The organism is Curtobacterium sp. MCLR17_007, assembly GCF_003234655.2.
GTDB lineage: Bacteria > Actinomycetota > Actinomycetes > Actinomycetales > Microbacteriaceae > Curtobacterium.
Map to the genome: position 1 here is coordinate 107,680 of NZ_CP126271.1, position 24,146 is coordinate 131,825.

Sequence of the window (24,146 nt, forward strand, 5' to 3'; positions counted from 1 at the left end):
GAGGATCACCATGGCAGGCAAGCACGAGCAGGTCCGCGGCGAAGCAGACCGGTCCGACGGCGTCGAGACGCGGGCGGGTGCCTTCACCGACAGCGACATCCCGGGCGAGCCCACGGTCCACTCCGACGAGCCCGTCGGCGAGTTCGTCGGCAGTGACATCCCGGGCGAGGACGTCCCCACGAGCACCCAGACGGACGGTGAGTACGTCGAGTCCGACATCCCGGGTGAGAACGACCCGCGTCCGTCCGGCGAGGTCGGGCACTACGTCGACTCCGGATCCGGCACCGACGACACAGAGAACGGCTGAACAGCTGACGGCTGAACAGCCGGACGTCAGTCGAGCAGGCCCGCCCGGACCAGCAGGCGGAGGGTCTCGATCCCGGCGGGTGGGCACCGGTCCGCGTCGGCGGCGGTGACCCACTCGACCTCGTCCACCTCGGCCGAGGCGACGGGTCGGGCCGTGTCCAGGACCCCGGGCGTCCGGGCGACGAACAGGGTCATCGCGACCACCGTGCCCGGCTCCTGGCCGTGCGCCGGTTCGGTCACGACGGCGAACTCGTCGACGTCGTCCGGCGTGAACGTCAACGACGTCTCCTCGCGTGCTTCGCGCACGACGGCCTGGACCGCTGACTCACCCGGTTCGACCTTGCCGCCCGGCAGGTAGAGCACGTCTCGTCCGCGCGCGCGGACCATCAGGACCCGGCGGTCGCGCACCAGCACCAGGGCGCTGACCTGGAGGATCAGCTCGCGTCCGCCTCGGAGTCGTTGCGCGGGCAGGCGGTACGGTCCGCCAGCGGGACGACCGGAGCGGCGACGTCCGGCAGGGCCTCCGGCTCGGGCCGCACGCCGAACAGTGCGTCGAGCGCCCCGACGAACTCCTCGCCGCGACCGGCTCGACCGAGTTCCCGCGCGCGCACCGACGGGCGATGCAGCAGCACCCCGACCAGGTGACGCAGCGCACGCTCGGTCTGTTCGGCGGACTCCGGCGTGACGTCGCCCCGTCGGGTGGAGCGCTCGATCTCGTCGTCGAGGATGCCGAACACGTGCTTGCGGAAGGCCACGAGCGCCGGCGTGGTCGACTGCTCGAGCGCCTGGGCGCGGAAGCGGGAGACGGCGTCGTCGACCATCGCGCGGGCCTCGGACTCGGCGTTCAGCTCGGCGACCGGGGCGTGGATGCTGATCGTCTCGAGGTCGAGCAGCTCGACGCCGGCGACGTGCACGGCCTCGGGGTCGACGTTGCGCGGCAGCCCGAGGTCGATGACGATCCGGCGGACACCGTCGTCGAGGTCGCCCGCGCTGATGACCGGTGCCTCGTTCGACGTGCAGGTGATGACCACGTCGCTCGAGGCGATGGCCTGGCGCAGGTCGTGTGCGGCGACCAGGTCGTGCTTGGTGGCGAACCACGGTGCACGGCCCGATGGCGAGTAGACCTGGATGCGCTGCGCGCCGCGGTCGCGCAGCGCGGCGATGGTCGTGGCGGCGTAGCTGCCGGTACCGACCAGGAGGACGTGCGCCCGGCCCCAGTCCGTCACGCGGGAGGACGCGAGCTCGAGTCCGAGGCGGACGAGCGAACGGCCGGCGGCGCCGATGCGGGTGCGGGTCTTGACGCCGCGCGAGGTGTGGGCGGCCTCTTGGAACAGCCGCTCGAGGTCGGACGTCGTCGTGCCGTTGGCGCGGGCGTCCTCGAGTGAACGACGGACCTGCCCGGAGATCTCGGTCTCGCCGATGACCACGGACTCGAGCCCGCTCGACACGGCGAACAGGTGCTGCACGACGTCCTTGCCGTCGAGCACCGTGACGGAGTCGAGGACGTCGGTGCCGGACAGACCGCTGGCGGTTGCCACCGCGTCGACCGTTGTGGCCACGGCCGAGTCGCCGTCGTCGCCGGCGATGTCGAGGTATGCCTCGAACCGGTTGCACGTCGCCAGGACCACGGCGCCGTCGAGGACGTCGGAGTCGGTCACCAGACGGGAGGCGGCCGCGGGCGCGCCGATGCTCAGTCGCTCCAGGAGATCGAAGCTGGCGTTGCGATGCGACGCCGTGAGACAGATGAGCACGTACTCGAGGGTACCGCGCCCGACCGACAGTCGCTGCTGCGACAATCGACAGGTGACCGATGCACGCACCACAGCCCTCCCGTCCACGCACCCCCTGGCCGACGGACGCACCGCCGGATCCGCGCTGGTGCGGGCTCTGCGGGGGGACCGACCGGAGACGCTGCCGGTCTGGTTCATGCGACAGGCCGGGCGTTCGCTGCCCGAGTACCGCGAGCTCCGGGTCGGCACCGACATGCTGGACGCCTGCCTCGACCCGGCGATGGCGTCCGAGATCACCCTGCAGCCGGTCCGTCGGCACGGCGTCGACGCGGGCATCTTCTTCAGCGACATCGTCGTGCCGATCAAGCTGGCGGGCGTCGACGTCGAGATCGTCCCCGGCCGCGGTCCGGTGCTCGGGTCGCCCATCCGCACGCCCGCCGACGTCGACGCGCTGCAGGACCTCGACCCGGACGCGCTCGCGCCGATCCGCGACGCCGTGGCCCGCACCGTCGCCGAGCTCGGGTCGACGCCGCTCATCGGGTTCGCCGGCGCGCCGTTCACCCTGGCCGCCTACCTGGTCGAGGGCGGCCCCTCGAAGGACCACATCCGCGCACGCACGCTCATGCACGCCGACCCGGAGACCTGGTCGCGACTGCTGTCGTGGGCGGCCGGGGTGTCCGGCACGTTCCTCCGGGCGCAGGTGCTCGCGGGGGCGTCGGCCGCGCAGCTCTTCGACTCGTGGGTCGGCTCGCTGTCGCGGGCGGACTACGTCGAGCACGTCGCACCGCACTCGGCCGAGGCGCTGTCGCACGTCGCCGACCTCGGGGTGCCGCGCATCCACTTCGGCGTCGGCAGCGGCGAGGTCCTGCGGGACATGACCACCCTGGGCGACGAGTCCGCGGGCCCCCGCGTCGACGCCGTGGGAGTGGACTGGCGTCTGCCGCTCGACCAGGCCGTCGAGCGCGTCGGCACCGGCGTCACCGTGCAGGGCAACATCGACCCGGCCGTGCTCGCCGCCCCGTGGGACGTGCTCGAGTCGCACGTCCGCGACGTCGTCCGACGTGGCGGCTCCGCGCGCGCCCACGTCGTGAACCTCGGGCACGGGGTCCCGCCGGAGACGGACCCCGCGGTCCTGACCCGGGTCGTCGAGCTCGTGCACTCGCTCGGCAGCGGGGTGTCGGCGTGACGGACGCCGTCGTCGTCGGTGGCGGGTTCGCCGGGCTCCTCGCCGCACGCGACCTCGCCAAGGCCGGCGTGCACGTCGTCCTGGTCGAGGGTTCCGGCGACCTGGGCGGCATGGTCCGCCGGCACACCGTCGCCGGGATCGAGCTCGACATGGCGGCCGACTCGTTCGCGACCCGCACGGACGCCGTCGCGACGCTCGCGATCGAACTCGGCCTCGGCAACGAGCTGGTCGACCCGGACCCGCGCGGTGCCTGGCTCATGACGCGGGACGGTCGCACGGCGAAGATGCCCGCGACCGGTCTGCTCGGGATCCCCGGCACGCCGATGGCCGCCGACGTCATCGCCGTCGTCGGGCAGCGCGCGGCGATCCGGGCGCAGATGGACTCCCTGCTGCCGTCCCCGGTGGGCGCCCGCGCCGCATCGCTCGGTGAACTCGTCCGACGACGGATGGGCGCGCGGGTCCTCGACGACCTGGTGACCCCGGTCGTCGCCGGCGTGCACTCGACGCACCCGGACGACCTCGACCCCGACCGCGTGGCTCCGGGGCTCCGAGCGGCGCTGCAACGACAGGGGTCGCTCGCGCGCGCCGTGCTCGCCCTGCGCGAGCGCGCCACCGCCGGGTCCGCCGTGCAGGGCATCCGCGGCGGCATCGTCCGGCTGGTCGACGAGCTCGTCGCCGACCTCGACACGTACGGCGTCGACGTCCGCCTGCACACGCGAGCGACCCGCGTCGAGCGGGCCGCGGTCCAGGTGGTCGGTCCCGACGGCGCCGCCGAACGGTTGGTGGCCGACCACGTCCTCGCCACGGTGCCGGACCCGGAACGACCGGTGTCGCCGACCCGCTCGGGCATCGAACTCGTGACCCTCGTCGTCGACGACCCGGCGCTCGACGCCGCCCCGCGCGGCACGGGTGTGCTCGTCCACCCGGACGCCACCGGTGTGCGGGCGAAGGCGATCACCCACGCCACGGTCAAGTGGCCGTGGCTGGCCGATGCGGCCGGCGGACGCCACGTCCTGCGGCTCAGCTACCGCACGACCGCAGCCGACGCGGCGGACGTGGCCACGAGCCTCCCGGTCGACCCGTCGGACGCGACCGGCGTCCGCGCCGTGACCGACGCCGCGGCGCTCCTCGGTGTGCCGTTGAAGACCGCGCGTGTCGTCGGCGCCGCGACAGTCCGGTGGCACGGCCCGGACACCCAGGCGGCGGGTCTCGCCGAGGGCGTCGTGGGCATCGGCGAGGCGTCGAGCGGACGGGGTCTCGCGGGCATCGTCGGCACCACCCGGTCGCGCATCCGGGACCTCCTGGGTTCCTGAGCGGACCCCGCACCCACCGAGGGCTACTGTTGGTCAGACGTCGACACATTCCGCTCGGCGTATGACCACTGCACACTTGAACTCTCGGAGGAACCATGCGAGGCAGGCTCCTGTTCGTCGCCGGCGCAGCACTCGGGTACGTCCTGGGATCGCGAGCCGGACGGGCGCGGTACGAACAGATCAAGACCGTCAGCGGCAAGATCTGGAACAACGGGAACGTCCAGAAGGGCGTCCACACGGTCGAGGAGTTCGTCGCCGACAAGACGCCGGACGTCGCCGAGTTCGTGGGTGAGCAGACGAAGAAGGTCGTCCGCAAGGTCGGCCAGAAGAAGGACCAAGCGACCTCATGACGGACACCCGTGACCGGAAACCGCGATCGCTGTTCGGTCTCGTCGGGGACGTGCCCCAGCTCGTCAAGAACCTCGTCAAGGGTGAGATCGCACTCCTGAAGGCCGAGCTGACCGGCAAGGCCAAGGTCTTCGCTCTGGCGGCCGCGCTGCTCGTGGTGGCGCTGGTCATCGTGCTGTACGCGATCGGCGTGCTGCTGACCGCAGCGGTCATGGGCCTCGCGACCGTCATGCCCGCGTGGCTGGCAGCCCTCGTGCTCGCGTTCGTGATGCTCGTCGTCGCCGCGATCCTGGGCTTCGTCGGGTGGAAGCGGTTCAAGAAGGGGCTGCCCGTCACACCCAAGCGCACGATCGCCAGCGTCAAGAACGACATCAACGCGGTCAAGGGGCTCGGCAAGAAGCCCACGCCCGAGACCCAGCACGCGTCCCGCAACCCGGACGTCGGCGGCCGGTTCTGACGCTGCCGCGTCGCGACCCCGGCACCATCCTTGGAGTACCTGTGACCGACCAGCACCCGCACGACCGACTCGCCGACGACGTCGCCTCGACCCGGGCCCAGCTCTTCGACACCCTCGACGCGATCGAGGACAAGCTCAACGTGCCGAAGCAGCTCGGCATCGCCGCATCGAAGGTGAAGCGTGGCGTCCTCGAGAAGCGTCCCCCGTACCTGGTCGGTCTCGCAGCGGGCGTGGCGGTGGTCGGGGGTATCGTCGTGACGGTGCTCCGACGGCGGTAGGTCCGGATCACCGGGCCCACGGCCCAGGGGCGCCCGCCGGCCCGGTGCCCATCGGCGCAGGAACCGGCGCACCAGTTCCTGCAACCGATAGGACCAAGGACCACATGAGTTCCGACGTGCCCACGCAGGGCGTGCCCGATCAGGGCGCAACCGCGTCCGCCCACCCGCACGAGACCGCTCCGGACTCGGGGATCGACCCGAACCTGCTGACCGCCTACGCGCTGTGGGCCGTCTTCCGGCGTCCCGTGGGTGCGGTCCCCACCCCGGGTGGCGACGCCGTCGCCGAGCTCGACGCCGTGGTGGCCGCGGGTGCCGACCAGGGTGTGACGATCCGCGGCTTCTACGACGTCTCCGGCTTCCGCGCCGACGCCGACGTCATGATCTGGCTGCACGGCGACGACGCCCAGGTCATCCAGTCCGTGCTCCGCAGCATCCGCCGCACCGCGCTGTTCCAGGACGCCGAACCGGTGTGGCACGTCATGGCCATGCACCGCGAAGCCGAGTTCAACAAGCGGCACACCCCCGCGTTCCTGCGCGGCAAGGACCCCGAGGCCTGGATCACGGTCTACCCGTTCGTCCGCTCCTACGAGTGGTACCTGCTGCCGGAAGCGGAGCGCTCGACGATGCTCCGCGACCACGGTGTCGCCGGTGCCAAGTACCGTCGGGTCCTGACGAACACCATCGCGTCGTTCGCACTCGGCGACTACGAGTGGATCCTGCCGCTCGAGAGCCCCGACCTGGTCGACCTCGTCGACCTGATGCGTGACCTGCGCTACACCGAGGCCCGCATGCACGTGCGCGAAGAAGTGCCCTTCTACACCGGTCGTCGCGTGACGACCGCCGAACTCCCGGAGGTCCTGTCGTGACCGACACCACCCTGATCACCAACGGCCAGGGCGTCCTCGCCGCCACCCCGGCTGCGGCCTCGGGCCCCGAGCACGTCGAGACCCCGACCGCGTACGACGCCATCCTGCTCGCGGGCTTCGGCGGTCCCGAGGGCCAGGACGACGTCATCCCGTTCCTGCGCAACGTCACCCGCGGGCGCGGGATCCCGGACGAGCGCCTCGAAGAAGTCGCCCACCACTACCGGCACTTCGGCGGCGTCAGCCCGATCAACGCCCAGAACCGCGCGCTCAAGGCCGCGCTCGAGGGCGAACTCGCGAAGCGTGGCATCGACCTGCCCGTGCTGTGGGGCAACCGGAACTGGGAGCCCTACCTCGAGGACGCCTTCACCGAGGCCGGCGAGAAGGGCTACACGAAGCTCATCGCCATCGCCACGAGCGCGTACTCGTCGTTCTCCAGCTGCCGGCAGTACCGCGAGGACTACGCCCGCGTGCTCGACGCCACCGGGCTCATCGACACCATCCAGATCGACAAGGTCCGGCAGTTCTTCGACCACCCCGGATTCGTCCGCCCGTTCGTCGACGGTGTGCGCGACGGCCTGGCCCGGGCGATCGCCGAGAACGACGGGCTCGACGTCGCGACCGAGCTGCACGTCCTGTTCTCGACGCACTCGATCCCCTCGACCGACGCAGCGAAGTCCGGACCCGACTTCCGCGGCTTCGGGGACGGCGGCGCGTACGCGGCCCAGCACCAGGCGGTGGCGCAGGTCGTCCTCGACCAGGCCTGGGCCGAGCTGCTCGAGCAGCCCGAGCACGCACACCTGCAGGGCACGGCGAAGCCGGCCTGGAAGCTCGTCTACCAGTCGCGGTCCGGCCCCCCGTCGCAGCCGTGGCTCGAGCCGGACATCAACGACTTCCTGAACGAGGACCTCAAGGGCGGCCCCACCCGCGCAGTGCTCATCGTGCCGCTCGGCTTCGTGAGCGACCACATGGAGGTCATGTGGGACCTCGACGAAGAAGCGACCGAGACCGCCGGCGAGCTCGGCTTCTGGTCGCTCCGCACGCAGACCCCCGGCGTGGACCCGGCGTACGTCGCGGGCCTGGTCGACCTCGTGCTCGAGCGGGTCAACGGCCTGTCCAAGGCCGAGCGGCCGCACATGACCGACATCGGTCCCTGGTACGACGTCTGCCGTCCGGGGTGCTGCGAGAACGAGCGCGCCGGGTTCAAGCCGGCGGCCGCCGGCGTTGCCCCGTGACCACACCCACCGACCAGTCCGACGCCGTCCGGCCCATCCGCCTCGGCACCCGCGCCAGCCGCTTGGCGGTCGCCCAGTCCCAGGACGTGGCGGACCGTCTGGCCAAGGCGGCGGGTCGTCCGGTCGAGCTCGTGACCGTGACCAGCGAGGGCGACACGAACCGTGCCTCGCTCGCCAGCCTCGGCGGGACGGGCGTGTTCGCGTCCGCGCTGCGCGAGGCCCTCGTCGCCGGCCAGGTGGACGTCCTCGTCCACTCCCTCAAGGACCTGCCGACCGCGCCGTACCCGGGGCTCACCATCGCAGCGGTGCCCAAGCGTGCCGACGCCCGTGACGTCCTGGTGGCCCGGAACGCGGCCACGATCGAGACCCTGCCCGAGGGCGCCAAGGTCGGCACGGGTTCGCCCCGCCGTGCGGCGCAGCTCCGGGCCAAGCGTCCCGATCTCGACGTCGTGGACATCCGCGGCAACATCGACACGCGGCTCGGCCGGGTACAGGACGACCTCGACGCCGTCGTGCTGGCTGCGGCCGGGCTCGGGCGCATCGAGCGGCTGGCCGAGGCGACCGAGCTCCTCGACCTGGGCTTCTGGCCGAGTGCTCCGGGGCAGGGTGCACTCGCGATCGAGGTCCGAGCGGACGAGTCCGACCGGAACCTGGTGGCTGCACTGCGCAAGATCGAGCACGCGCCCACCCGCCTGACGGTGTCCGCCGAGCGTGAGGTGCTCGCGAAGCTCGAGGCCGGCTGCTCGGCCCCGATCGGAGCGACCGCCATCGTCGACGCCGAGATGCTCCTCGTGTCGGCCACGGTCTACCGCCCGGACGGCTCCGAGTACCGCACGGCGTCCCACGCCGCGGTGCTCGACGGCTCCGCTCAGGACCGCCTGTCCGAGGCGCTCCAGGTGGGTGGCCGTGTCGCCGCCGAGCTGCTCGAGAACGGCGCGGGTGACCTCGCCGACCTCGCCGACAGCGTGCAGTAGGACCCGCCACGGACACGCGCTCGCCCGTCGTCGTCATCCCCCGGGGTGGCGCGTGGGGCGAGCGCGTCGCCCTGGCCGCTCGGGCCCGCGGGCTCGACCCCCGGATCGTGCCGCTCATCGCGACCGAGCCGCCGCTGGATCCGGCACCGCTGGACCGTGCCGTCGCGCGGCTGGTCGCGGCCACGAGCGACCGGTCGGACTCGCCTGCTGACGGCGTGCGAACCAGCGTCGATGGTTACGCATGGATCGTCGTCACCAGTGCGGTCGCGGTGACGGTCCTCGCCGGCCGCGTCCCCGGCCTCCCGTCCGGTGTCCGGGTGGCGGCGGTCGGCGAGGCGACCGCTCGAGCCGCGCGTGCTGCCGGTTGGCGCGTGGACCTGGTGCCGGACGACGCGTCGGCGGCGGGCCTGGTGGCGGCACTGCCGCACATGGACGGCACCGTGTTGTTCCCCCGGTCCGAGATCGCCGCGCCCACCCTGGTCGACGGCCTGCGCGCACGCGGGATCGACGTCGACGACCCGGTCGCGTACCGTACCGTGGGGACCGGCGACGAGCCGGTCGTCCTCGACGCGGTGCCTGGCGCGGTGCTCGTGACGAGCGGCAGCGTCGCCCGCGAGATCGCCCGCCGGATGACCCCGCTCGACCCCACGACCCTGGTGGCGTGCATCGGGCCCGGGACCGCCGCCGACGCCCGTGCCGCCGGACTCCCCGTGCACGTGACCGGAGCCTCGCGCTCCGCAGAAGCCCTCCTCGACGCCGTCGTCGAGGCCCTCGACCCCTCCACTCCCGATCAGGAAGGCCACCCGTGACTGGACGCTTCCCCCAGGTCCGCCCGCGTCGACTGCGCGCGACCCCCGCCATGCGACGCCTGGTGGCCGAGACCCGGCTGCACCCGGCCGAACTCGTGCTGCCGATGTTCATCCGCGAAGGCGCCACCGACGCCGTCGACATCTCGAGCATGCCGGGCGTGCAGCAGCACTCGCTCGACTCGTTCCGCCGGGCGCTCGTCGGGGCGGCCGAGCAGGGCGTGGGCGGAGTGAACCTGTTCGGCGTCCCCACTGCGAAGGACGCGACGGGGTCTGGCGCGACCGACCCCGACGGCATCCTGAACGTGGCGATCCGGGTCGCGAAGGCCGAGGTCGGTGACGCCCTGGTGGTGCAGTCCGACCTGTGCCTCGACGAGTTCACCGACCACGGGCACTGCGGCGTCCTGGCCGCCGACGGCTCGGTCGACAACGACGCCACCCTGCTGCGGTACCGCGACATGGCGGTCGCCCAGGCCGAGGCCGGCGCCGAGCTCGTCTGCCTGAGCGGCATGATGGACGGCCAGATCGCGGCGGCCCGCGACGCGCTCGACACGGCCGGTCACAGCGGGACGGCACTGCTGGCGTACGCGGCGAAGTACGCCTCGGCGTTCTACGGCCCGTTCCGCGAGGCCGTCTCGTCCTCGCTCGTCGGGGACCGTCGGACGTACCAGATCGATGCCGCCAACGGGCGTCAGGGACTCCGCGAGGTCGCCCTCGACGTCGACGAAGGTGCCGACATCGTGATGGTGAAGCCGGCGATGAGCTACCTCGACGTGCTCGCCGAGACGGCCGCCACGTCGCCCGTCCCGGTCTGGGCCTACCAGATCTCGGGCGAGTACGCGATGATCACCGCGGCCGCGCAGAACGGGTGGATCGACCGGGACGCCGCCGCCATGGAGTCCCTCGTCGGCATCAAGCGCGCCGGGGCGGACGCGATCCTGACGTACTTCGCCGTGGACATCGCACGCAAGCTGAACCAGGAGGCCGGTCTCCGCACCTCCGGCACCACCGCCGACGTCCCCGGCATCGCATCGACCGGGAAGGCCCCCGAATGACCGCCACAGCCACCGCGACCAACGACCAGCTCTTCGGCCGCGCCAAGAACAGCATCCCGGGCGGTGTGAACTCGCCGGTCCGTGCGTACGGCTCGGTCGGCGGGACGCCTCGCTTCCTGGTGTCGGCGAAGGGCCCGTACGTCACCGACGCCGAGGGGCGCGAGTACGTCGACCTGGTCGCGTCGTGGGGCCCGGCGATCCTCGGGCACGCGCACCCCGGCACGGTCGAGGCCGTCCAGCAGGCCGCCGCACGCGGGCTGTCCTTCGGGGCGTCGACCCCCGGCGAGACCGAGCTGGCCGAGCTCGTGAAGCAGCGGGTCTCGGTCGACGGCGACGGCCCGATCGAGAAGATCCGCATGGTGTCCACCGGCACCGAGGCGACCATGACCGCGATCCGTCTGGCACGCGGCTACACCGGCCGCGACCTGCTCGTGAAGTTCGCCGGCCACTACCACGGCCACTCCGACTCCCTGCTGGCCGAGGCCGGCTCGGGCGTCGCGACGTTGGCGATGCCGGGCAGCGCGGGCATCACCGCCGAGACCGCGGCCCAGACGCTGGTGCTGCCCTACAACGACCTCGACGCCGTCCGGGCCGCGTTCGACACGCACTCCGGGCGCATCGCCGCCGTGATCGTCGAGGCCGCCGCGGCGAACATGGGCGTGCTGGCCCCGGACCGCGGGTTCAACCGCACGCTTGCCCAGATCACCCAGTCGCACGGTGCGCTGCTCATCGTCGACGAGGTCCTGACCGGGTTCCGCGTCGGTTCGGCCGGGTGGTGGGGGCTCGAGGCCTCCCGCACGGTGCCGGACGGCGCCGGCTGGAAGCCCGACATCATCACGTTCGGCAAGGTCATCGGAGGTGGCATGCCGCTCGCCGCGCTCGGTGGCAAGCGCGAGGTGATGGACTTCCTCGCCCCGCTCGGTCCCGTCTACCAGGCCGGCACCCTGTCCGGGAACCCGCTCGCAGTCGCTGCGGGCATCGCGACGCTCCGTGCGGCGACGCCGGCCGTGTACGAGTCCCTGAACCGGACGGCGGCGGTGATCTCGTCCGCGACGAGCGAGGCACTCAGTGCCGCCGGTGTCGCGCACACCGTGCAGCACGCGGGCAACCTGTTCTCCTTCGCGTTCACCGACACCGCGCCGCGCAACTACGACGACGTCCGCGCGCAGGAGACCTGGCGCTACGCCCCGTTCTTCCACGCCATGCTCGACGCCGGCGTGACCCTGCCGCCGAGCGTGTACGAGGCCTGGTTCGTCACGGCCGCGCACGACGACCGCGCTGTCGACCGGGTGCTGCAGGCGCTGCCCGCCGCGGCGCGCGCGGCCGCGAGCGCGCAGCCGTAGACCGGCGCACGCACTGGACGGGAGGCCCGTGGCGCGACCGCCACGGGCCTCCCGTCCGTCGTGCGGACCGGACCGGCGTGTCAGAGCGGCCAGGTCAGCCAGAGGAACACGATCGCGACGGGCTGCAGCCCCAGGGAGGCCGCGCACGCCACGGCGAACCGCCGCCGCGTGCCCGTGAAGGTCGCCGAGGCGAGCGCGGGAGCGGCGGGCAGCAGCAGCCGGAACAGGCTCTGCTGCGGCAGGAACACGGCGACCACGTACAGGCCGTACGACAGCACCGCGGCCCGGAGCGGCACCGCAGCACCCCGTGAGCGGCGGACCGCCACGACCGCCACCGTGCCGAGCGTGACCGCGGCGACGACGACGTCCACGACTCTGCCGAGCGACCACCCGAGCAGGAAGGACGGGGTCAGGGGCACGAAGTCGACGACGCCGACGATGTCCCGCCACCAGGAGAGCTCCGTCAGGACGTAGGCGTCCGGCGTGTGGGTCACCGCGGACACGACGACGGGCCATGCCAGGCCCGCTGCCGCGGTGACGAGCCCGGCGCCGACCAGGGCGGCCCACCGGCTCCACCGCATCCGGCGCCGCCGCAGGACGGCCTCCAGGAAGACGACGCCGAGCGCGGCCGGGATGAACAGCGCCCCGGGCCGGACGATCGACGCGGCGACCGCGAACGGGACGAGTGCGACCCACCGGCCCCGCACGAGCAGCGCCAGGGCGGTGAAGGCCAGCGCCAGGAACAGGGTCTCGGCGTAGGTGACGTGGAAGACGATCGACAGCGGGTTGCACGCGAACAGCGCCGCGGCCCGGACGGCCCGGTCGGTGCCGAACTGGTGGACGACCACGGCGTAGAGCGCCAGGACCGCGACGGCACCGGCCACGAGGGTCACCAGCGCGCCCGCTGCCGGGAAGTCGAGTCCCGTCCACGCAATCACCCACCGGGTGACGGCCGGGTACCCGGGCAGGAACGCCCACTCGTTCTGCTGGACCAGGCCCTCGGCGGTCCGTGGCAGGGTGCTCGGGTACCCCTCGGTGGCGATGACCTGGTACGCGTGGCCGTCCCACCACTGCAGGAAGCCCCCGAAGGACCGGCCGGTGTCGTAGTTCGTCCAGGGCCACCACCCGGACCGTGCGCCGACGTGGGCGAGCGCGAGCAGGCTCACGGTGACCAGGCGTGCGGCCGCGTACCAGGCCAGGAGGACCGCGACGGCGCGCGCGTGCACGGATCGGGAGTGCGTCGACCACACGGTGGCCGTGGACAGGGGAGCCGGGAGGGTCGTGGCCGGGGTGATCTGCACGGATGCAGAATATGAACGGCCGGTCCACCACCGCGTGGTACCACGGTGCCGGAGCGGTCACGCCGCCGTGCCGACGTCGCGAGCAGCTCGTGCGGTGTCGTCAGCGCTGCACGGCTCGCCGTGCGTGCCAGCGGCCCTCGGAGCGGACGATCGCGAGCGGGAAGTCGAAGGCGTGCGACACCGCTGACGACGTGATCACCTGGTCGGCATCCCCCTGGGCCACGACGGCCCCGTCCCGCAGCAGCATCGCGTGCGAGGTCGACGCCGGCAGGTCCTCGAGGTGGTGCGTGACCATCACGCTGCCGAGGTCAGGGTGGCGGTGCCGGAGCGCGTCGACGGTCTCGAGCAGGTGTTCGCGTGCGGCGACGTCGAGCCCGGTCGCCGGCTCGTCGAGCAGGAGCAGCTGCGGGTCCGCCATCAGCGCACGGGCGATCAGCGCGCGACCCCGCTCGCCCTGCGACAGCACCGGCCAGCGGGCGTCCCGGCGTGCGGTCAGCCCGACGTCGGCGACGTGTTGGTCCGCGCGCTCGAGGTCGTCGGCGGTCGGTTCCCACCGCGGCATGAGGTCGGTCGTCCCGGTGCGCCCGGTCAGGACGGTCTCGTGCACCGTCAGCGGGGTGAGCATCCGGTGCCGGGGGTCGACGTGCGCGATGTGTTCGCGGAGTTCCCGGACGTCGACACGGCCCAGGCGACGTCCCAGGATCTCGACCGACCCGGCGGTGGGGTGCCCGGTGGCCCCGAGGACGGCCAGCAGCGTGGACTTGCCCGCGCCGTTCGGTCCGAGGAGTGCCCAGTGCTCGCCTCGACGTACCGTCAGGTCGACGTCGTGCAGCAGGTCTCGGCCGGACCGGGTGACGCGGACGGCGGTGGCGCGGAGCAGGACGTCGGACATCACTCCATCGTGCCGTACCGCGCGCGGACCTCGGCGACGTGGGCGTCGATGTGCAGGCCGTACGCGTGCATGGCCTCGGTGGCGACGTCGGGGTCGCGCTGGTGGACCGCGTCCGTCGCGAGCTCGAGGAAGTCATCGAGCGCGAACTGCCGGAAGGCCGTGCGGTCCTCCATGATGTACGCGGTCCGGTCCAGGGCGATGCGGCCCGAGTCGCGCAGGAACGAGTTGCCGAGTCGGTCGACGCAGGACCGCGCGAACGACAGCAGTGCGACGACGTAGCCGAAGTCGCGCGCGCGACCGAGACGGCCGATCCGGCGCAGGGTGGCGACGGCCACCGCGGCGTCCGCGTCGGACAGGTCGGCGACCATCCGTCGGAACGCGGCCTCGAAGACGCCGGTCGCGACCTGGACGGAGTCCTGCCAGTCGCGCAGGTCCGGTGTGCGGACGACCACGGTGTCCTGCGTGCCGGGGACAGCCCGCAGCAGGCTCATGAGCTCGAGACGACGGACGATCGGCACCAGGCGGGCGGCGGGCAGGTGGAACCGCCGGGCGAGGTCGCGCACCGAGACGGGTTCACCGGCCGACCACGTCCCGTCGCGGACTGCGCCGAGCACGTCGAACCACGCGGCATCGGGCTCGTCGTCCACCAGCACGGTCGCGTCCGTCGCCGGCGCGGGGTTCCGGAGCACGTCCGGGTCGTCCGTCCCGGTCGCCGCCGCCACGTCCGTCAGGTGGTCGGGCCACATCCGCGCCAGGACGTGGACGGCCTGCTGGGCGCTGACGACGTCAGCACGCTGGACAGCCCGCGAGGACGCCGCGAGCCAGCGGTCGATGCCGTCGACCCGCCACCGTGGCGACGGGTCGAGGCCGTACCGGTACTGCTCCAGCGTCCGGTGCAGCAGTCGTCCGACGAAGTGGTTGGGCGTCTCGTCAGCCCAGAAGGCGATGGTGGCGAGCATCGACGTGTCCAGCCCGTCGGAGCGCAGTCGGACGTCGCGGTCGGCCGCGGCGACGAGCTCCCGGTACCGGCGCGCCTGGTCGGGAGTGAGATCCGGCACCGTCGCTCGGAACGCGATCTCGAGCAGGTCGAGCACGGCCCAGCTGCCCTCGGCCCACCGCTCGGGCGTGAGGGGCTCGAACCGCACGGTCGTCGGGCCCGTGCGACGCGCCAGACCGAGGTACACCAGGCGGAAGAGGGCGCCGCGCAGCTCACCGAGACCCGCGTCGACGCGGTGTTCGAGCTCGAGCTCGTCGTGGTCGGTCCCGCGCTCGAGACTGCCCTCGCGGATCGCGGCGAGCAACCGACGGTAGGTGCCCTCGAACGGCTGTGGGTCCGCGTCCTCGCCGACGGGCAGCATGGGTCAGGCGCGCGCGGCGCGGACCGACTCGATGTGCTGCTCGAAGTTGCGGGTCAGGGCACGGCCGGCTTCGGCGGCGGTCTCGCCGTCGCGCTCCGGCAGGGCCTCGCGCAGGATCGAGAAGAACGCCTCCGATCCGTACTGCTCGAAGGCCGGCGTCGGGTTCAACGTGAAGCGCACGCGTTCGAGCGCACCCTGGGCTGCGTTCTGGACGAGCGGGTTGCCGGAGTGGGCGATCGCGAACTCGACGATGTCGGTCACGGCGCCGCTGAAGCCGTTGTCGCGGACCTTGCGGAGTCCGTCCGCCCGGTCGAGCAGCCGCTCCAGGGCATCGGCGTCGTCCTCGGAGTACTCGGGGACGCCCCACCGCAGGCTGAGCTCGAAGAAGCCCACCATCGCGCGGGTCGCGGTCACCCAGTCGTCGAGCGTGGGGGTCGCGACCCGGGTGTACCGGTTCGCCTCCATCTCGACCAGGCCGATGTCGACGAGCTTCGCGATCGCCTCGCGGATGGGCGTCCGACTGACGCCGAGCCACTGCACCAGTTCGTCGTCGTTGAGCCGCTCACCGTGCTGCAGGGTGCCGTCCCGGAGGGCGGCGAGCATCTTCTCGTAGACGACGTCGCGCAGGAGCTTGCGGGGCGAGGTCTCGACCGTGGACTTGGGGACCGGCATCAGGAACTCCACTCAGTGGCGCGTGTGTGACATGCCGATCCTAACGTGTTGATGTGCAAGCGCTTGTGAAATGCGGTGCGACTGCATCTCAGCGGCGGACGTCGACGATCGTGCGTCCGTGCACCCGTCCGGCGACCACTTCTGGGCCGACCGCGATCGCGTCGGACAGCGTGACCGTGCGCGTCACGTCGGTGAGCAGCGCGGGGTCGAGTTCAGCGGCGAGCAGGTCCCAGGCCTGCCGGCGGAGCGCAGCCGGGGCGTCCACCGAGTTGATGCCGAGCAGGGAGACCCCGCGCAGGATGAAGGGCAGCACGGTGGTGTGCAGCTCGACGTCCTGCGCCAGGCCGCACGCCGTCACGGCCCCGCCCCACCGGGTCGACGCGAGCAGGTTCGCCAGGGTCGCTCCACCGACGCTGTCCACCGCGCCGGCCCAGGTCGCCTTCTGCATGGGCCGGCCGCGGTCGCTGAGCGTGGCACGGTCGACGACGTCCGTCGCACCGAGGGCACGGAGCGCATCGGCGTTCCCGGTGCGGCCCGTCGACGCGGTCACCCGGTACCCCCGACCGGCCAGCAGGGGGATCGCGACCGACCCGACGCCGCCGGAGGACCCGGTCACCAGGACCGGCCCGTCGGTGGGGTCCACGAACCGTGCGAGGGCGAGCACGCTGAGCGCGGCGGTGAACCCGGCGGTGCCGATCGCCGCCGCGAAGTCGTCGCCGACGCCGTCGGGCAGCACGACGAGGGCGTCGGCGGGCACGACGGCCCTGGTCGTCCAGCCGCCGTGCCGGTTCTCGCCCGCGCCGGCACCGTTGAGCACCACGCGGTCGCCGATCCGGACCTGGTGCACGCCCGGTCCGACCGCGGCCACGGTGCCGACGACGTCGATCCCGGGCACGAGCGGGTCGATCCGCGCGACGCCGGGGTCACGCGCCAGGGCGAGCCCGTCCTTGTAGTTGACGCTCGAGTACACGACGTCGACGAGGGCCTCGCCCTCACCGGCGTCCGGGACGTCGACGTCGGTGACGGTGGGGGCGGCGGAACTGGAGACGAGGACGGCGCGGGTCACGCGCCGAACGCTACCCGCGCCTCCAGGCCGTGGACCGCACTGACCGGCCCGAACCGGTGCGTCAGCCGAACAGGATCGCGGCCTCGTCGAAGCGCGACTGCGGGACGGTCTTGAGCTCGCCGAGCGCGTCCGCGAAAGAGACGTGCACGATCTCGGTGCCGCGCAGCGCGACCATGCGTCCCCAGCGCTCCTCGACGACGGAGTCGACCGCGGCCAGCCCCAGGCGCGTCGAGAGCACCCGGTCGTAGGCGGTCGGCGTGCCGCCGCGCTGGATGTGCCCGAGGGTCGTCGCGCGCGTCTCGATGCCCGTCATCTCCTCGATCAGCGGCGCGAGGCGCTCGCCGATGCCGCCCAGCCGCGGACGGCCGAACGCGTCGAGGCCGCGCTCGGAGTGCGCGTTGTCCTCGTGGTCGGGGACGAAGCCCTCGGCGACGACGACGAGCGGGGCCCGTCCGCGGTCGTACGCCGACCGCACCCAGGCGGCGATCTGCGCGAGCGAGGTCTTCTGCTCGGGGATCAGGATCGCGTGCGCGCCCGCGGCCATGCCGGACTGCAGCGCGATCCAGCCCACGTGCCGTCCCATCACCTCGGCGACCATGCAGCGGGAGTGCGACTCGCCGGTGGTGCGCAGGCGGTCCATGGCCTCGGTCGCGATCTCCACCGCGGTGTCGAAGCCGAACGTGTAGTCCGTCGCGCCGAGGTCGTTGTCGACGGTCTTCGGGACACCGACGATCTTCAGCCCGGCGTCGGTCAGGCGCTTTGCTGCCGCAAGGGTGCCCTCGCCGCCGATCGCGATCAGGGCGTCGATCCCGTGGCGCTCGAGGACGCGCTGGATGTTCTCGACGCCGCCCTTCTCGCCCTCGAACGGGTTCGTCCGGCTGGTGCCGAGGATCGTGCCGCCCTGCTTGGCGATGCCCTGGATGTCCTTGCGGCCGAGCGGGACGATGTCGCCCTCGACGACACCGCGCCAGCCGTCCCGGAACCCGACGAACTCGTACCCGTGGATCGCGATGCCCTTGAGGACCGCGGCCCGGATCACCGCGTTGAGTCCGGGGCAGTCGCCGCCGGACGTGAGGATGCCGATGCGCATGGGGAACTCCGTTGTCGGGTGGGTGGGACAGGACCCATCTTGGCCGACGGTGGTTTCGCTTACCATCCCTGTCATGCAGCAGGTCCGTCTCGCCCCGCGTCCGTCAGGGGACACCCGGCTCGACACCGTGTACCGACCAGCAGGACCCGTGGACGTGGCCGCGACGCTCCGGCCCCTGCAGCGCGGCTCCGGCGACCCGGCCTTCCGCGTGGTGGGGTCGGACGTCTGGCTCGCCCTGCGGACGCCGGCCGGCCCGGCGTCGGTGGCGATCCGCCAGGCTGGCGACACGATCGCGATCTCGGCGTGGGGCGACGGCGCCGCGTGGGCGGTGCAGCACGGGCCCGACCTGGTCGGCCGCGGGGACGACTGGAGCGACCTCGACGTGTCGGGACACGGGTTCCTGGCCGACGCCCGGCACCGGCAGCCCGGGCTCCGGCTGTGCCGCACGAACACCGTGGTCGCGATGCTCGTGCCGGCGGTCATGGAGCAGAAGGTCACGTCACGCCAGGCCTGGGGTGCGTGGCGGTACCTGCTCCGCCGCCACGGCACGCCCGCACCCGGTCCCGCCCCGGCCGGCATGGTCGTGCCGCCCTCCGCCGACGAGTGGGCGCGGATCCCGAGCTGGGAGTGGCACCGCGCGGGCATCGAACCGGGACGCTCGGCCACGGTCATGCGGGCGGTCCGGGTCGCGCCGGCCATCGAGCGGACCCTGGCGCTCGGCCGGGGCGGGTCCGTCGTCGCCGCGCGGCTGCAGACGATCCCGGGCGTCGGGGTGTGGACCGCTGCCGAGACGACGCAGCGGTCACACGGCGACCCGGACTCGCCGAGCGTCGGTGACTTCCACGTGCCAGCGCTCGTCGGCTGGGCGCTGACGGGCGGGCCCGTCGACGACGACGGCATGCTCGAACTGCTCGAGCCCTGGCGCGGTCACCGGCACCGGGTCGTCCGGCTGATCGGCGGCAGCGGCTTCCGCAAGCCCGCCTTCGGTCCGCGCATGACGATCCAGGACCACCGGGGCCACTGACGGGTCCGACGCCGGCCGGTCGGAGACCCGGGTCGGACGCCGACCGGTCAGAGACCCGGGTCGGTCGGGCCGAGCGCGTCCTGGACCCGCGCGCTGACGGACCGCAGCGTGTCCGCGTCCCCCGCCACGGGCCTCCAGAACAGCTGCTCGAGTGCGGCGGTGTGTGCGCGGATTCCGGCGAGCACCGCGCGCCGACCGTCCGGGGTCATCACGACCCAGCTGCCGCGCCCGTCGGTGGGGCAGTCGGAGCGCTCGACCAGCCCGCGGCTCACCATGCGCGTGACCTGGTGGCTCACGCGCGACTTCTCCCAGCCGATGCCCGCGGCGACGTCGCGCACGCGCAGGCGGTGGTCCGGCTGCCGGTGCAGGCCGATCAGGATCTCGAACTCCGGGACCGAGATGCCGGCGCCCTGCTGCACGGCGTGGTCGAGGGCCCGGTCGAGCCGGCGCCAGACGTCGTGGTAGGCGTCCCACGTCGCCCAGTCGTGACGGTCGGCCCCCTGCTTCGGCATCCCCCCAGCGTATCCATCCGGGTCGCAGGTGGCGCATCGCTGACACGTCGCTGACTGTTGGCCCGCACCCGGCGCGCTCCGAGGTCGCGTCGGCCCCGCGGCATACGATCGGAGGATGCCGCGCGCCCGCCTCCAGGACTGTTCCGACGACGCCGCTGCCCTCGTACGACGGTGGCTCGCAGCGTCCGCGGACGTCAAGCCCGATCCCGGTGCGGCGCGGCTGGCCGATGTCCTCCGTGACGAACAGGGCCTGGACTTCACGCTCGGCTTCATCGACCGCGTGGTCCGCCCCGAGGACCCCCGCGTGGCCGCGCGGCACCTCGAGCAGCTCAGCCAGGGCGTGCCGGACGCGCTCGCCTGGTACCTCCGCGGCGCCGTGTCCCTCGGCGGCGGCTTCGCGACGATGGCACCGTGGGCCGTCATCCCCACCGCGCGCCGGATCCTGCGCCGCATGACCGGTCACCTGGTCGTGGACGCCGCCCCGTCGAAGCTCGGGCCGGCACTCGCCAAGCTCCGCGCCGACGGCACCCGCCTCGACGTCAGCCTGCTCGGCGGGCCGGTGCTCGGCAGCGCCGAGAGCGACCGCCGGCTCCAGGGCGCCATGGACCTGCTCGCCCGCGACGACGTCGACCGCGTCTCAGTGGCCATCGGCACCGTCGTGCCACAGTCGGCACCGTGGGCGTTCGAGGAGACGGTCGCACGCGCGGTCGACCGACTGGTCCCGCTGTACCGTCTGGCGGCGTCCGCCCCCACGCCCAAGACGATCACGCTCGACCTCGACGAGCACGGCGACCTCGACCTCGCCGTCACGGTCTTCCGTGCCCTCCTCGACCGGCCGGAGTTCCTCGGGCTGCACGCCGGCATCGTGCTGCAGGCGTACCTGCCCGACAGCGCCGGGGCGCTCGAGTCCCTGACGCAGTGGGCGCTGACCCGGCGGGCGCACGGCGGCGCACCGATCACGGTCCGGCTGGTCAAGGGCGCGCACCTGGCTGCGGAACGCGTCGACGCGATCCTGCACGACTGGCCCCTCGCCACGTGGGGCAGCAAGCGTGAGACCGACACGGCCTACCTGCGCATGCTCGACGCCGCGCTGACGACCGAGCGCACGGACGCCGTCCGGATCGGCGTGGCGAGCCACAACCTGTTCGACCTGGCCACCGCGTGGGTGCTCGCCCAGCGCCGCGGGGTCACCGACGCCGTGCACGTGGCGATGCTGCTCGGGATGACGGCGACGCACGCCGACGCCGTCCGCGCCGAGGTCGGCGACCTGGTGCTCTCGACCCCGGTCGTGCACCCGGACGACTTCCGCGGGGCGATCGGGTACCTCGCCCGGCGACTGCAGGAGCACGCCGGCGGTGACAACGCCATGTCCACGGCGTTCGAGATCGGCCACGACCAGGCCGCCCTCGACCGCGAGCAGGCACGGTGGACGGCCTCGGTCGACGCCCTCGACACCCCTGTGCCGCCGACCAACCGCACGCAGGACCGTCGACTCTCCCCGGGCGACCCCATCCCGCGCGACGCCTTCCGGAACGCCCCCGTCACCGACCCGACGCTGCCCGCCAACCGGCAGTGGGCCGCGGACGTGCTCCGGCGGGTGCCCCGTTCGCAGCTCGGCGCGCAGACGATCCGCGGGTCGCGGGTGCTCGACCGCACCAAGCTCGAGCGGATCGTCCGCAGCACCGCCCAGGCCGGCGTCAACTGGGGGCGGCAGGACCCGGTCGACCGCGCCGAGCTGCTCGAGCTCATCGGGCACGAGCTCGAGGGCCGCCGCGCCGACCTGGTCGAGGTCGCCGTCGCCGAGACCGGCACCACGCTCACCGAAGCCGACGCCGAGGTCAGCCGGGCGATCGACTTCGCGCACCACTTCGCCGACCGCGCGCGGCACCTGGTGGACGTCACCGGCGCGACCTTCGTCCCGCCGCGCCTGACCGTGGTCGTGTCGGAGTGGACGGAGCCCATCGCCGGACCTGCGAGCGGCGTGCTGGCGGCGCTCGCCGCGGGCAGCGGGGTGCTGCTCAAGCCGGCACCCCAGGCCAAGCGGTCTGCGGCCGTCGTGGCCGACGTCCTCCACGACGCCGGGGTCCCGCACTCCCTGCTCCAGCTCGTCGACCTGGACGAGGACGTCCTCGGCCGCCAGCTCATCGCGCACGCGGCGGTCGACCGGATCGTGTTCTCCGGCGCTGCCGACACCGCCCGGTCGTTCACGTGGTGGCGTGCCGGGCTGCCCCTGACCGCGGCCACCGGCGGCAGGAACGTCGTCGTCGTGACCCCGTCAGCGGACGTCGAACTCGCCGTCCGGGACATCGTGCGCTCGGCCTTCGTCCACGCGGGGCAGCGCCCCGACGCCACGTCGCTCGTGGTGCTGGTCGGGTCCGTCGCCGAGAGCGAGGGGTTCCGCCGACAGCTCGTCGACGCTGCCCGGACGGTCCGCGTGGCCTGGCCGGACGACCCCACGGCGCAGATGGGCCCGCTCGTCGCCGAACCGACCGGTCCGCTCCTGCAGGCCCTCACCGAGCTCGAGCCGGGGGAGTCGTGGTTGCTGCAGCCCGCCCCTCTCGACGACTCCGGCCGGCTCTGGTCGCCGGGCATCCGCGACGGCGTCCGTGCCGGCAGCGACCGGCACCAGACCGACCACGCGGTGCCGGTCCTCGACCTGATGCACGCCGAGACCCTCGACGACGCCATCGCGATCCAGAACGGGACCGACCACGGGCTCGTCGCGGGTATCCACTCCCTCGACGTCGACGAGGTCGGGGACTGGGTGCAGCGGGTCCGCGCGGGCAGCCTCGTCGTCAACCGCGGCACCACGGGCTCGGTCGTCGGCCGGAGCCCCCTCGGCGGCTGGAAGCGCTCAGCGGTCGGCACCGGAACGAAGCCCGGTGGCCCGATGTACGTCGCGACGCTCGGCCGCTGGGAGCCCACACCCCGCACGGTGCACAAGAGCATCCAGCTGCACGGCCTGTCCCAGCGCGTGACCGCGGTGATCGAGGCGGCGCGCAGCGGGCTGTCCTTCGAGGAGTTCGACCAGGTCCGTGCCGGAGCCACCAGCGACGTGCAGGCCCGCGCGGCCGAGTTCGGCGTCTCGCACGACCCGGCCGGGCTGGTCGTCGAGCGGAACGTGCTGCGCTGGCGGCCGCAGTCCGTCATCGTGCGCCAGGCCGAGGACGCGTCGAACGGCGATCTCGTGCGCGCGCTCGTCGCGGCCACGGCCAGCCGCGCGCACGTGCTGCTGAGCACGTCGCGGCCGTTGCCCGCGCCGCTCACGCAGCTGTTCGCGGCACGCCGGTCGCCACTCGACGTGGTCGACCACCTGGTGGAGTCGGACGAGGAGTTCCTGCGCCGCGCAGCCTCGGGTGCGGTGTTCCAGGACAACTGGTCCGACCCCGACGACGAGCCGCAGGACGCGATCGAGCTCGTCCTCTCCCAGGGTCGCGAGCGTCCCGCGCACACGGTGTTCGGTGGGCCGGGAGCCCGCATCCGGCTGATCGGCGGCGACGCCCTGGCACTCGAGGAAGCGCTGGGCGCGAGCATCGACGTCGCGGTGTTCGCCGCGCCCGTCGTCGAGGCCGGCCTGATCGAGATGCTGCCGTACCTGCGTGAGCAGTCGGTGTCGATCACCGCACACCGGTTCGGCGAGGTCGACTCGGAGTTCAGCCACCTGCGCGTCTGAGGAGCGCGCGCAGGCCGCTCGTGTCCGGGACGACGTCGGGTTCCCGCTCCGCGCGCCACCGGCCGACCAGTTCCAGCGCGCGCAGCGCGGTCCCTGGGACCAGCGGGCTGGCCGTCAGCGCCGCCACCTCGGCAGCCCGTGCGTCCCAGGGGGTCGGCGACGGGTGGTGGTCCGTCCCCGTGGCGGCGTCCGCGGTACGCATCGACTCGACCAGGGCCTCCCGTCCGATGCCCAGCACCAGGTGGAGGCCGATGAGCCGGTTCCCCCGTCCCAACCGCACCGCGGCGAGTGCCGCGTCGAAGCGGACGGCGAGGTCGGCTGGCGGTGCCGGCAGCACCACGTCGGCCCCGTCGACCGTCAGGTCGACGAACCGCCCGTCGGCGGTGACCAGCCGGACGACCGCGCCGGATGCCTGCCATGCCCAGAGGCGCGCACCGAGCAGTCGCTCGACGTCGAGGGGACCACGGGACTCGACGCGCACGTCCAGGTCGCTCCAGCCGTCGGTGCTGTCCGTCGTCACCGATCCGTACGGGGCGACCGCGGCGAGCAGCGGCGATGCGCGGAGCCGGTCGAGCAGGTCGTGCCGCCAGTCGCTCATGCCCGGCCCTCGCTCCTCGGCCTGGAGGCCCTGGGCACCTTCCGCGACCCCGTCACCTGAGTGACG

Annotated in this window: 24 protein-coding genes; 14 read left to right on the plus strand and 10 right to left on the minus strand. The window is 73.2% G+C overall.

What is annotated here, in order from left to right; all coding sequences use genetic code 11:
• Positions 1 to 10 precede the first annotated feature (10 nt).
• Positions 11 to 307: a hypothetical protein gene (locus tag DEJ13_RS00540; protein ID WP_056126631.1), complete on the plus strand. Its 297-nt coding sequence runs from the start codon at positions 11 to 13 to the stop codon at positions 305 to 307.
• 26 nt (positions 308 to 333) lie between these two features.
• On the opposite strand, the gene DEJ13_RS00545 is transcribed toward DEJ13_RS00540, so the two are convergent.
• Both DEJ13_RS00545 and DEJ13_RS00550 read right to left on the minus strand, forming a co-directional pair.
• Complete coding sequence (locus DEJ13_RS00545; protein WP_349815057.1) at positions 334 to 777, minus strand: NUDIX hydrolase; 444 nt, start codon at positions 775 to 777, stop codon at positions 334 to 336.
• A complete protein-coding gene (locus DEJ13_RS00550) occupies positions 741 to 2,057 on the minus strand; it encodes a glutamyl-tRNA reductase (RefSeq protein ID WP_056126724.1) in 1,317 nt (438 codons plus the stop codon). Before DEJ13_RS00550 ends, DEJ13_RS00545 begins: the two co-directional genes overlap by 37 nt.
• Before the next feature lie 52 nt (positions 2,058 to 2,109).
• On the opposite strand from DEJ13_RS00550, the gene hemE reads away from it, so the two are divergent.
• The 11 genes from hemE (at position 2,110) to hemL (ending at position 11,894) form a co-directional block, all read left to right on the plus strand.
• A complete protein-coding gene (gene hemE / locus DEJ13_RS00555; RefSeq protein ID WP_056126629.1) occupies positions 2,110 to 3,222 on the plus strand; it encodes a uroporphyrinogen decarboxylase in 1,113 nt (370 codons plus the stop codon).
• On the plus strand, positions 3,219 to 4,535 hold the full coding sequence (locus DEJ13_RS00560) for a protoporphyrinogen/coproporphyrinogen oxidase (protein ID WP_111107865.1): 1,317 nt from the start codon (positions 3,219 to 3,221) through the stop codon (positions 4,533 to 4,535). The genes hemE and DEJ13_RS00560 overlap by 4 nt, the downstream gene beginning before the upstream one ends.
• 95 nt (positions 4,536 to 4,630) lie before the next feature.
• On the plus strand, positions 4,631 to 4,885 hold the full coding sequence (locus DEJ13_RS00565) for a hypothetical protein (protein WP_056126623.1): 255 nt from the start codon (positions 4,631 to 4,633) through the stop codon (positions 4,883 to 4,885).
• Positions 4,882 to 5,340: a phage holin family protein gene (locus DEJ13_RS00570; RefSeq protein WP_056126621.1), complete on the plus strand. Its 459-nt coding sequence runs from the start codon at positions 4,882 to 4,884 to the stop codon at positions 5,338 to 5,340. Before DEJ13_RS00565 ends, DEJ13_RS00570 begins: the two co-directional genes overlap by 4 nt.
• Positions 5,341 to 5,381: 41 nt before the next feature.
• Positions 5,382 to 5,618 carry a DUF3618 domain-containing protein gene (locus tag DEJ13_RS00575; protein ID WP_181437121.1) on the plus strand — a complete coding sequence of 79 codons (237 nt, stop codon included), beginning with the start codon at positions 5,382 to 5,384 and terminating at the stop codon, positions 5,616 to 5,618.
• A 104-nt stretch (positions 5,619 to 5,722) separates the two neighbouring features.
• Entirely contained in the window at positions 5,723 to 6,484 is a 762-nt protein-coding gene (gene hemQ, locus DEJ13_RS00580) for a hydrogen peroxide-dependent heme synthase (RefSeq protein WP_111107867.1), read from the plus strand.
• Positions 6,481 to 7,716 (plus strand): ferrochelatase, encoded by a 1,236-nt coding sequence (locus tag DEJ13_RS00585; protein ID WP_181437122.1) that lies wholly within the window; start codon positions 6,481 to 6,483, stop codon positions 7,714 to 7,716. The genes hemQ and DEJ13_RS00585 overlap by 4 nt, the downstream gene beginning before the upstream one ends.
• Positions 7,713 to 8,690 carry a hydroxymethylbilane synthase gene (gene hemC, locus DEJ13_RS00590; RefSeq protein WP_111107868.1) on the plus strand — a complete coding sequence of 326 codons (978 nt, stop codon included), beginning with the start codon at positions 7,713 to 7,715 and terminating at the stop codon, positions 8,688 to 8,690. The genes DEJ13_RS00585 and hemC overlap by 4 nt, the downstream gene beginning before the upstream one ends.
• A 71-nt stretch (positions 8,691 to 8,761) precedes the next feature.
• Positions 8,762 to 9,499 (plus strand): uroporphyrinogen-III synthase, encoded by a 738-nt coding sequence (locus DEJ13_RS00595; protein WP_502868740.1) that lies wholly within the window; start codon positions 8,762 to 8,764, stop codon positions 9,497 to 9,499.
• Positions 9,496 to 10,551 (plus strand): porphobilinogen synthase, encoded by a 1,056-nt coding sequence (gene hemB, locus DEJ13_RS00600; protein ID WP_258374184.1) that lies wholly within the window; start codon positions 9,496 to 9,498, stop codon positions 10,549 to 10,551. The genes DEJ13_RS00595 and hemB overlap by 4 nt, the downstream gene beginning before the upstream one ends.
• Positions 10,548 to 11,894 carry a glutamate-1-semialdehyde 2,1-aminomutase gene (gene hemL, locus DEJ13_RS00605; protein WP_111107871.1) on the plus strand — a complete coding sequence of 449 codons (1,347 nt, stop codon included), beginning with the start codon at positions 10,548 to 10,550 and terminating at the stop codon, positions 11,892 to 11,894. Before hemB ends, hemL begins: the two co-directional genes overlap by 4 nt.
• Positions 11,895 to 11,974: 80 nt before the next feature.
• Here hemL and DEJ13_RS00610 read toward each other — a convergent pair whose 3' ends face one another.
• The 6 genes from DEJ13_RS00610 to DEJ13_RS00635 all read right to left on the minus strand — a co-directional run bounded on the left by DEJ13_RS00610 (position 11,975) and on the right by DEJ13_RS00635 (position 18,273).
• A complete protein-coding gene (locus tag DEJ13_RS00610; RefSeq protein WP_111107872.1) occupies positions 11,975 to 13,195 on the minus strand; it encodes a hypothetical protein in 1,221 nt (406 codons plus the stop codon).
• 100 nt (positions 13,196 to 13,295) lie between these two features.
• A complete protein-coding gene (locus tag DEJ13_RS00615) occupies positions 13,296 to 14,087 on the minus strand; it encodes an ABC transporter ATP-binding protein (RefSeq protein ID WP_111107873.1) in 792 nt (263 codons plus the stop codon).
• A complete protein-coding gene (locus DEJ13_RS00620) occupies positions 14,087 to 15,445 on the minus strand; it encodes a GntR family transcriptional regulator (protein WP_111107874.1) in 1,359 nt (452 codons plus the stop codon). The genes DEJ13_RS00615 and DEJ13_RS00620 overlap by 1 nt, the downstream gene beginning before the upstream one ends.
• Positions 15,446 to 15,448: 3 nt before the next feature.
• Positions 15,449 to 16,117 (minus strand): GntR family transcriptional regulator, encoded by a 669-nt coding sequence (locus DEJ13_RS00625; RefSeq protein ID WP_082518338.1) that lies wholly within the window; start codon positions 16,115 to 16,117, stop codon positions 15,449 to 15,451.
• An 88-nt stretch (positions 16,118 to 16,205) separates the two neighbouring features.
• Positions 16,206 to 17,183 carry an MDR family oxidoreductase gene (locus tag DEJ13_RS00630; RefSeq protein ID WP_056126601.1) on the minus strand — a complete coding sequence of 326 codons (978 nt, stop codon included), beginning with the start codon at positions 17,181 to 17,183 and terminating at the stop codon, positions 16,206 to 16,208.
• A 61-nt stretch (positions 17,184 to 17,244) separates the two neighbouring features.
• Positions 17,245 to 18,273, minus strand: a complete 1,029-nt coding sequence (locus DEJ13_RS00635; RefSeq protein ID WP_111107875.1) for a 6-phosphofructokinase — start codon at positions 18,271 to 18,273, stop codon at positions 17,245 to 17,247.
• A gap of 73 nt (positions 18,274 to 18,346) precedes the next feature.
• On the opposite strand from DEJ13_RS00635, the gene DEJ13_RS00640 reads away from it, so the two are divergent.
• A complete protein-coding gene (locus DEJ13_RS00640; RefSeq protein WP_258374185.1) occupies positions 18,347 to 19,297 on the plus strand; it encodes a DNA-3-methyladenine glycosylase family protein in 951 nt (316 codons plus the stop codon).
• Positions 19,298 to 19,344: 47 nt separating this feature from the next.
• Here DEJ13_RS00640 and DEJ13_RS00645 read toward each other — a convergent pair whose 3' ends face one another.
• Positions 19,345 to 19,809 carry a MarR family winged helix-turn-helix transcriptional regulator gene (locus DEJ13_RS00645; RefSeq protein WP_111107876.1) on the minus strand — a complete coding sequence of 155 codons (465 nt, stop codon included), beginning with the start codon at positions 19,807 to 19,809 and terminating at the stop codon, positions 19,345 to 19,347.
• 115 nt (positions 19,810 to 19,924) lie between these two features.
• Here DEJ13_RS00645 and DEJ13_RS00650 point away from each other — a divergent pair, with 115 nt between their 5' ends.
• The gene (locus DEJ13_RS00650) at positions 19,925 to 23,482 is read left to right on the plus strand and encodes a proline dehydrogenase family protein (RefSeq protein ID WP_111107877.1); all 3,558 of its coding nucleotides are present in this window, start codon (positions 19,925 to 19,927) and stop codon (positions 23,480 to 23,482) included.
• Here DEJ13_RS00650 and DEJ13_RS00655 read toward each other — a convergent pair.
• A complete protein-coding gene (locus DEJ13_RS00655; RefSeq protein ID WP_111107878.1) occupies positions 23,463 to 24,080 on the minus strand; it encodes a hypothetical protein in 618 nt (205 codons plus the stop codon). The genes DEJ13_RS00650 and DEJ13_RS00655 overlap by 20 nt on opposite strands.
• Positions 24,081 to 24,146: the final 66 nt, after the last annotated feature.

Excerpts from the sequence above, each read along its gene's own strand:
- DEJ13_RS00565 (WP_056126623.1), top strand. The coding sequence starts at position 4,631 with ATGCGAGGCAGGCTCCTGTTCGTCGCCGGCGCAGCACTCGGGTACGTC.
- DEJ13_RS00615 (WP_111107873.1), bottom strand. The coding sequence starts at position 14,087 with ATGTCCGACGTCCTGCTCCGCGCCACCGCCGTCCGCGTCACCCGGTCC.
- DEJ13_RS00540 (WP_056126631.1), top strand. The coding sequence starts at position 11 with ATGGCAGGCAAGCACGAGCAGGTCCGCGGCGAAGCAGACCGGTCCGAC.
- hemL (WP_111107871.1), top strand. The coding sequence starts at position 10,548 with ATGACCGCCACAGCCACCGCGACCAACGACCAGCTCTTCGGCCGCGCC.
- DEJ13_RS00645 (WP_111107876.1), bottom strand. The coding sequence starts at position 19,809 with ATGCCGAAGCAGGGGGCCGACCGTCACGACTGGGCGACGTGGGACGCC.
- DEJ13_RS00570 (WP_056126621.1), top strand. The coding sequence starts at position 4,882 with ATGACGGACACCCGTGACCGGAAACCGCGATCGCTGTTCGGTCTCGTC.
- DEJ13_RS00620 (WP_111107874.1), bottom strand. The coding sequence starts at position 15,445 with ATGCTGCCCGTCGGCGAGGACGCGGACCCACAGCCGTTCGAGGGCACC.
- DEJ13_RS00640 (WP_258374185.1), top strand. The coding sequence starts at position 18,347 with ATGCAGCAGGTCCGTCTCGCCCCGCGTCCGTCAGGGGACACCCGGCTC.
- DEJ13_RS00625 (WP_082518338.1), bottom strand. The coding sequence starts at position 16,117 with ATGCCGGTCCCCAAGTCCACGGTCGAGACCTCGCCCCGCAAGCTCCTG.
- DEJ13_RS00655 (WP_111107878.1), bottom strand. The coding sequence starts at position 24,080 with ATGAGCGACTGGCGGCACGACCTGCTCGACCGGCTCCGCGCATCGCCG.
- DEJ13_RS00650 (WP_111107877.1), top strand. The coding sequence starts at position 19,925 with ATGCCGCGCGCCCGCCTCCAGGACTGTTCCGACGACGCCGCTGCCCTC.
- hemQ (WP_111107867.1), top strand. The coding sequence starts at position 5,723 with ATGAGTTCCGACGTGCCCACGCAGGGCGTGCCCGATCAGGGCGCAACC.
- DEJ13_RS00635 (WP_111107875.1), bottom strand. The coding sequence starts at position 18,273 with ATGCGCATCGGCATCCTCACGTCCGGCGGCGACTGCCCCGGACTCAAC.